The 7,651-nt window shown below is 37.5% G+C and carries 6 protein-coding genes and 1 pseudogene; 5 read left to right on the forward strand and 2 right to left on the reverse strand.

Annotated elements, in window-relative coordinates; genetic code table 11:
• Positions 1–26: 26 nt before the first annotated feature.
• The gene (locus FTU40_RS12855; protein ID WP_002046586.1) at positions 27–1,133 is read right to left on the reverse strand and encodes an ImmA/IrrE family metallo-endopeptidase; all 1,107 of its coding nucleotides are present in this window, start codon (positions 1,131–1,133) and stop codon (positions 27–29) included.
• 12 nt (positions 1,134–1,145) lie between these two features.
• Complete coding sequence (locus FTU40_RS12860) at positions 1,146–1,856, reverse strand: hypothetical protein (protein ID WP_001052588.1); 711 nt, start codon at positions 1,854–1,856, stop codon at positions 1,146–1,148.
• A gap of 858 nt (positions 1,857–2,714) precedes the next feature.
• Between FTU40_RS12860 and FTU40_RS12870 the strand changes: the two genes are divergently transcribed.
• From FTU40_RS12870 to FTU40_RS12890, 5 genes and pseudogenes are all read left to right on the forward strand, one after another.
• On the forward strand, positions 2,715–3,428 hold the full coding sequence (locus tag FTU40_RS12870) for a phosphoribosyltransferase (RefSeq protein WP_001986287.1): 714 nt from the start codon (positions 2,715–2,717) through the stop codon (positions 3,426–3,428).
• A gap of 279 nt (positions 3,429–3,707) precedes the next feature.
• Positions 3,708–4,511, forward strand: a complete 804-nt coding sequence (lnu(G), locus tag FTU40_RS12875; RefSeq protein WP_002333496.1) for a lincosamide nucleotidyltransferase Lnu(G) — start codon at positions 3,708–3,710, stop codon at positions 4,509–4,511.
• A gap of 130 nt (positions 4,512–4,641) precedes the next feature.
• Positions 4,642–5,565, forward strand: a pseudogene (locus FTU40_RS12880) (ISL3 family transposase); the annotation flags it as partial.
• A gap of 421 nt (positions 5,566–5,986) precedes the next feature.
• On the forward strand, positions 5,987–7,186 hold the full coding sequence (locus FTU40_RS12885; RefSeq protein ID WP_159138898.1) for an integrase arm-type DNA-binding domain-containing protein: 1,200 nt from the start codon (positions 5,987–5,989) through the stop codon (positions 7,184–7,186).
• 33 nt (positions 7,187–7,219) lie between these two features.
• Complete coding sequence (locus FTU40_RS12890) at positions 7,220–7,441, forward strand: hypothetical protein (protein ID WP_001986288.1); 222 nt, start codon at positions 7,220–7,222, stop codon at positions 7,439–7,441.
• The last annotated feature ends 210 nt before the right edge of the window (positions 7,442–7,651 follow it).

The raw sequence follows: 7,651 nt of genomic DNA on the forward strand, positions 1-7,651 counted from the left end.
CGCATTATTTTTAAGGAAGGTTTGTATTACTCGACAATATATAACTTATGTTTTTTCTTCGGGGGCTCAACTTTAACTAAAGCATCAAATGTTAATTGATTAAAATCTTCTTCAGAGATTCCAATTTCATCAAGCATTTTATTTTTATCAAAAGATGGTTGTGAGGCTAAAACAGAGATAATTTTGGGCAACATCAAACTCTCATCTCGATGAGTTTCTTCAGGTTCATTAATGTTGTAGCCCAACGAATTGATCTTTATAGAGTTACTACGATTAACCCAATCACTAACTAATCCCAGCTTGTGAGCTTTATAGTTAATAGCCTTCAGGGATGTTCGCCAAATCTTTTTATACTCAATCATATTTTCTAGTGAAAAATAGCGTGGAGCAGTAGAAAGAAATGCATCTGTTGGCATTAAAAATTCAGATGAAAATTGATCCGCTTCAGTTTCGAGAACACGATTATCTTTCTCGACACGAATTTTTTTGTTATGCGTATGCATAACGATATGACCAAGTTCGTGTGCACAATCGAAGCGGGCTCTTTCGGCAGACTTAAATGTATTTAGAAATATGAAAGGGCTACCACTTTCATCATCAAAAAAAGATAGTGCATCAATTTCTCGAATTTCAGTCGGTAATCTAAAGACACGGATTCCCTTTAGCTCACACAACGAAACAATGTTATTAATAGGTTGATTACCTAAAGCCCATAAACCTCTCAACTCTGACGCTAGGTGATCGGCATACTTAGATTCACCCAAAAACTCAGTAATATCTAAATCAGGACGGTGAAAAGTAGGTAACTTTACTTTCTGATTTAAGTACTTGTTAATATTTATTGCTAAAAGAGTATATGCCTCATTAGCTTTTCTATGCTGTGCTTTAATACGAGCAACCGATCTATAGAAGATTTGGTCTGTTTCATGTGGTTGTGTGTCATTACCTGCAAAGAATGACTTGGGTAAATTTAATACACGGCATATATCATCTTGATCATTTTCATTGATTTCTTTATCCACGTCTAAAAGTTGCTTTACCTTAGAGATAGAGCAACTCAATTTTTCTGCGAAATCGGTATTGCTAAGTCCTCGTAATTCTTTAGCAATACGTAAACGATCTTTATTAAACACATTAACCTCAGATTAAACTACAAGCTGAATATCAAAATCATCTGGTTTAATTTCATTAGATGGTTCCAATACTGGCTTAGGATCAGTTTTTACAGGAACTGTATTATCTATTTCAAATGCAATTCTGCAAGTATGGTCACTTGGTAAAATTGAAATTTTTTTCGCTTTTAAGTCCTGTACGAAGCTAGTTGGGTATGCAAATTCAAAAGGAATATTTGGGATATCAATGTCTTTATAGGCTGGATGTGATGCTGAAGGAAAGTATAAAATCCATGTTCTCAATTTTGTCTCATCATCATAAGCAGACTGATTCTCCTTAATATTATTTAATGTCATTAATCCTTTTTCACAGTGTGCTGATACAACTTGATCAGCTAACCCCAATGCAATATTCCCGCTCATAAAGATAATTTGTATTTTCTTTACTGTATTCTCAATTCTTGGCTGGCTGTCATTGTGGAATATCCAAGCAGGATCAGATTGTCGAAGCAGTAAAGCAATCTGTTCTCCAATTTTTCCCCATCGTGCAATAAAGCGTGCACGGTTATAGTGAGTATTTGTTCTATAGTCAGCATCACCGATCATAATTGCGTTTCTGACTAACTCGAGATCAGGTAATCCTAACTGTTTAGCTTTTTTGATAGCATTTTCACCTTTGAAAAAATCACATGGCGTGGGTTCAGAAGGTTGGATTGATTCTTCATCAAGGAGATTTAAATTCATCTTAAAAGTTATCCTAAAGTAGCGAATGTCTTTTTTATAACATCTTTTGATGTTTTAAAAAAGACATTTTTTATAAATGTGTGCTATCTTCACTTACAACTTGATAATAAGAATTTTGGAGAAGAGACGTTGAGTAACTTATTCATTAATCATAAAAATTGTCCTGAATGCGGTGGCCGTATCAAAGGCTATTATTACTACTGTGGGCAGTGTGGTAGTCAAAATGTTGTAAACTGGAAGCACACGGGGATATTTTTGTTGATTGCTGGAAAGATTTTTCTGGTTGCTATGCTTTTTTTGCTAAAAAATTTTGTTCAAATCCATTTTTTTCACAAGTTTCATTGTGCTAATTTTTTAAATAATTCATAGAGGTTGATAGTAAAATGAAAGTTAAAGATTTAATTAAATAATTAGAAGAGTTTGATCTGGAATTAGATGTTTTAATTGCTAATGAAGAGAACAAAATCATTGGCATAAAAACCCTAGCCCGATTCTTTGAAATAAGCTATGTTTCTTTTGTTCATCCAGAGACACAAAGAAATGATATGGAAAGAAATGTTGAATTTACCTTTTTAGGAATGTCGACTAAAGACTCTAGAGTTATTGTTTTTATTGACGTTGTTCCATAATTTTCAAGTAGTCAAAATGAGTATACAATATTCATGTGATGCAAGAAGATACAACTGGATAGGATGGGCCCATAAGTATTTGAAGCTGCCTCGTGTATGATCATGGGGACTGTCCAAACAAACGGCTTTTGAGAGTGCTGCCTGATACGAAAAATAATATCCAAGAGATGCTAGCGGTAAATTTAGTGTAAAATTTAATGCTAGCCATCATTAAAACTTATTTAAAAATATGAAGTTATATCGCACAGATTGGAATATGTTTCCTAAAACGGTTATTGACCGTGGTCTTGGAGATGCAACCTCTCATTACATGTATGAAGCTGCTAAAGCAGGGGATGTTGAAAGTGCGTATATTTTAGCTAAAGATTTAGTTTCGGATGAGGCGATTGCTGAACTAGAAAGAATTATCGATGGTCGGGAAACTATTATAGTACCTGTACATGCTGAGGAAGCAGTCGGTCGTAATATGATTCCTTTAGCTACTTCAGCAGTTATAGCAAAGAAACTTGGGCTTGAAGTTGATACGAATATAGTTCAAGCTATAAAAGTATCAAGAACTGGCGGTGATGGGTGGCATAGATTAGCCAACCCACCAGCATTTGATGGGACAATAAACAATGATAAATGTGTTATTATTGTTGATGATACCCAGACCCAAGGTGGTACTTTTGCAGCATTAAAAGGTCATATTGAAACAACTGGGACGAATAAAGTTATTGGAGCATATGCACTGACGGGTAAACAATACTCATCACAATTAGCTCTAAGTAAAGAAACTCTTCAGCAATTGAGGGATGTATATGGTAATCTTGAAGCATGGTGGAAATCGATTTACGGGTACGATTTCGAAAGGCTCACAGAGTGGGAAGCAAAGTATATCCTCAACTCTCGTAAAACAGCTGACGAAGTCCGAGATAGAATCATTGCGTCAAAACAAACGTGATGCTTATGCACTTATGATGAAAATGAATTAATTATTATGGGTATCCGGAATTTCTGGTTGATCTAATTTTTAACAAATGAAATAGTATATTTCAGTTTAAAAACTTAGGATTAGTCTGCCCATTTTTCCATATACTAAATAAATGTAAGACTGAATAGCTAAAAAGGCTAAATAGTTTTATTTGAGTGTCTTAAAAAGTGACATGACTAATCCTTCCAACATTATTTGGGAGGATTTTTTATTTCTCCCTGAATCAAAATAAAGAAAGAAGGAATCGAATTGTTAAAACAAAAGGAACTAATGGCAAGGGTTAAGGAACTTGTCCAGTCAGATGAACGAATATCTGCTTGTATGATGTATGGCTCTTTTACAAAAGGAGAGGGAGATCAATACTCTGATATAGAATATTACGTTTTTCTAAAAGATGATACAATTTCCACCTTTGATTCAGCAAAATGGCTAAATGAAGTCGCTTCCTACACTTTACTCTATCAAAATGAGTACGGTACGGAAGTAGTAATTTTTGAAAATCTAATACGTGGTGAATTTCATTTCCTTTCCGAAAACGAAATGAATATTATTCCTTCATTCAAAGAATCAGGCTACATTCCTGACACAAAAGCAATGTTTATTTATGATGAAACAGGACAACTAGAATTGTATTTATCAGAGTTGGAAGGTCCGGGACCAAATAGACTTACAGAAGAAAACGTAAATTTTTTATTGAATAATTTTTCCAACCTATGGTTAATGGGGATTAATGTTCTTAAAAGAGGGGAAAATGCACGTTCACTGGAACTTTTATCTCAATTACAAAAAAATATACTACAACTCATTCGAATTGCGGAAGAAAATGCCGATAATTGGTTTAATATGACAAAGAATCTTGAAAAAGAAATTAGTCCTGAAAACTATGAAAAGTTTAAAAAGACTACTGCCCGATTAAATGAATTAGAACTATATGAAGCCTATAAGAACTCTTTGCTTCTCGTTATGGAACTTCGAAATCTCGTTGAAAAACAGTATCAATTAACCATTAGCGATGATTTTTTAGGCAAACTGTTTAATTATATGAACGAATAAATAAAAAGCCTGTATCTCAAGTGATAACTAAGATACAGGCTTTAATTGTTATTTACTTTAAATACATGTTCTCAAAGTGAAAGTATTGATTTTAATGGATTTTTAATAGTTTACTCTTGATAATATTGCGGGCCTGGACGAGAAGACGGTACGCGACATTTTCAACGCCCGCGCCGAATTCCTGGGGCGCTGGCACCGCTTCGAGACGCCCCGCATTCTCGGCATTGACGAGTTGTACCTGAACAAGCGCTACCGCTGCATCCTGACCAACATCGAGGAGAGGACCCTGCTCGACCTGCTGGCCACCCGCCGTCAGGACGTGATGACCAACTACCTGATGAAGATGAAAGACCGGCAGAAGGTCAAGATCGTCAGCATGGACATGTGGAATCCCTACCGAGCAGCGGTCAAGGCGGTGCTGCCACAGGCCCGCATCGTGGTCGATAAGTTCCATGTGGTGCGCATGGCCAACGATGCCCTGGAGAAGGTGCGCAAGGGCCTCAGGAAGGAGCTGATGCCCTCCCAGAGCCGAACCCTCAAGGGTGACCGGAAAATCCTGCTGAAACGCGCTCACGAAGTCTCAAACCGGGAACGCCTCATCATGGAGACCTGGACCGGCGCATTCCCACAACTGCTGGCCGCCTACGAGCACAAGGAACGTTTCTACGGCATCTGGGACGCTACCACACGGCCCCAGGCAGAAGCCGCCCTGGACGAGTGGATAGCCACCATCCCGAAGGGCCAGAAGGAAGTCTGGAGCGATCTGGTCAGGGCTGTAGGCAACTGGCGCGAAGAGATCATGACCTACTTCGAGACGGACATGCCCGTCACCAACGCTTACACGGAGTCCATCAACCGACTGGCCAAGGACAAGAACCGTGAAGGACGTGGTTACTCCTTCGAGGTGATGCGGGCACGAATGCTCTACACCACGAAGCACAAGAAGAAGGCCCCGACCGCGAAGGTCTCTCCGTTCTACAAGAAAACCATCGGTTACGGACTGCCGGACTTCGCAGAGGAACTCAACTACGGGGTCGATCTATCAACCATCTGATAATGGTATCAGGTTGGTGGGGTAAAGGTGCCCCATCAACCATTAAATCCGTATACCCATTATTATTTAATTAAGTTAAAAGACTGCTATATAGCGGTCTTTTTTGTTTTTGAGCTCTACAAATTTTAATGAGTACATATAGTTACTTTTATAAAAATGATAATAAAGGGTAGAGGAGGTCATCTAAGAATTTAAAGCACAAGACTTATTTAACATTGATGACAGAAAAAGTGAGTTGTTGGGAACTTAAAGAAGAGGTGGTACTTATAATGGTTACTAAAATACAAATACTTAAAATATTAAATATATAAAACAATATATTACAAATATATATGATGCGTAGTGTACGCATCATATATATTTTCTTCTATTTTGATATAATGGATCTCGTCAATCCGCTGATAGGTTTCATTTAAATTTCATGAGTCTTACTGAAATTAAAGTTCGCCAAGCTCATTGCAAGGAAAAAACTTGTTTTTTATCCGATGAAGATGGACTTAGCCTGAAGATTGAGCCGACTGGAAGAAAATCTTGGTGCTATCGCTATACAGATCCACAAACAAAAAAACGTCGCCGCATTCAGTTGGGGCTTTATCCTGATTTATCGCTGAAAAAGGCACGACAAGTCAAAGATGACTTTAAAGACAATAATTATTGTTTTGAGTATGATACTGTCTCTAATGTCATCACCTTTCGTAAGGTAGGGGAGGAGTGGCTGCAGTTCAAACTGAAAAATGCATTTAATGATTCACCCCGCTGCGGTGTACTACAGTTAGCAGAAAGATGTTTACAGCAAGATATTTATCCAGACCTTCAGGATTTACCTTTTCAAAACATCAAGCGTTATGACCTGGTTTCAGTAATCAAAAAAATAGAGGGACGCCAAGTAAAAGAACCTGTCAAGAAAGCTTGTAGTTATTTGAACCAAATTTATGACTACGCTGTAGCGATGGGTTATTGTGAATTCAACATCGCGCATGGTTTAAATAAAATCGCCATTAACAGTAAAATCAAGAAGAATTATCCGTATTTGAAAGCGGAGGATATATCAGATTTTAAGAAAAATTTATTAAAATTGGATGCCCATCCGATTATTAAAAAAGCACTGCTGTTCAAATTACATACTGGCGTGCGAGGGGCTGAATTGTTATTGGCTGAGCCTCATCATTTTGATTTAAATGAAAAAATCTGGAAAATACCTGCCTTGCATATTAAACAGTTTCGACGAAAAGTCATATTAGGCCATGAGATTCCCGACTTCTTAGTTCCACTTTCAGATCAGGCTTTAGATATTTTAAAAGACGTCATGCAATGGTCATACGGTGAAAAGTACATTTTTGCTAGCCCACGGAAACATAATCAACCGATTCATTTTAATACATTAAATATGGCTATACGTAAGATGGGCTATGGAAAACATCAATTATCCTCTCATGGACTACGTTCCACTTTTAGTACCATTTTGAATGACTCAGGTTTGTTCCAGGATAACTGGATTGAGGCACAACTTTCACATATTGATAAGAACCGTACCCGTGCCAGCTATAATCACGCTGACTATTTAGCCCAGCGGACTGAAATGATGCAGTGGTGGGGTGATTATTTAAGTACTGCTAAGTGAAAATCGTACTTTTATACATAGACTTAAAACATTATGGGGTTTCAAATGGATAGTAAACAATATACTTGCCGTGTTACATGGTCAGCAGAATATAATGAGTATGTTGGGTTGTGTGCTGAGTTTCCATCATTGTCTTGGCTTGATGCGGATCAGTCTAAAGCATTCTCAGGAATAGAGGAGCTCGTTGCTGATGTTGTCGCTGATATGATTAGCAATAATGAAAAAGTTCCTACACCACTCTCCGGGAAAATATAGTAGGCAGTTTGTTGTCCTTGTTCTCAGTGGTTCAACAAAAACTAGCCCTCGAAGCCGCAGAACGTGGCGTGGACATAAATTGTTGGTGGTGTTTCAAAAAGTATGCTGAAAAAAAGCAGGTTGGATTTTGATAAAATAGAGAAATGCGAATAACTCTAGAAATCAAGTGTCCAGCCTGCCTAAGTGACAGTATAAAGAAAAATGGCACAA

This window comes from Acinetobacter sp. YH12100, assembly GCF_013419135.1.
GTDB lineage: Bacteria > Pseudomonadota > Gammaproteobacteria > Pseudomonadales > Moraxellaceae > Acinetobacter > Acinetobacter pseudolwoffii.

Bases quoted from the DNA above. Each gene is read 5' to 3' on its own strand.
- FTU40_RS12860 (WP_001052588.1), bottom strand. From the start codon at position 1,856: ATGAATTTAAATCTCCTTGATGAAGAATCAATCCAACCTTCTGAACCC.
- FTU40_RS12870 (WP_001986287.1), top strand. From the start codon at position 2,715: ATGAAGTTATATCGCACAGATTGGAATATGTTTCCTAAAACGGTTATT.
- FTU40_RS12885 (WP_159138898.1), top strand. From the start codon at position 5,987: ATGAGTCTTACTGAAATTAAAGTTCGCCAAGCTCATTGCAAGGAAAAA.
- FTU40_RS12890 (WP_001986288.1), top strand. From the start codon at position 7,220: ATGGGGTTTCAAATGGATAGTAAACAATATACTTGCCGTGTTACATGG.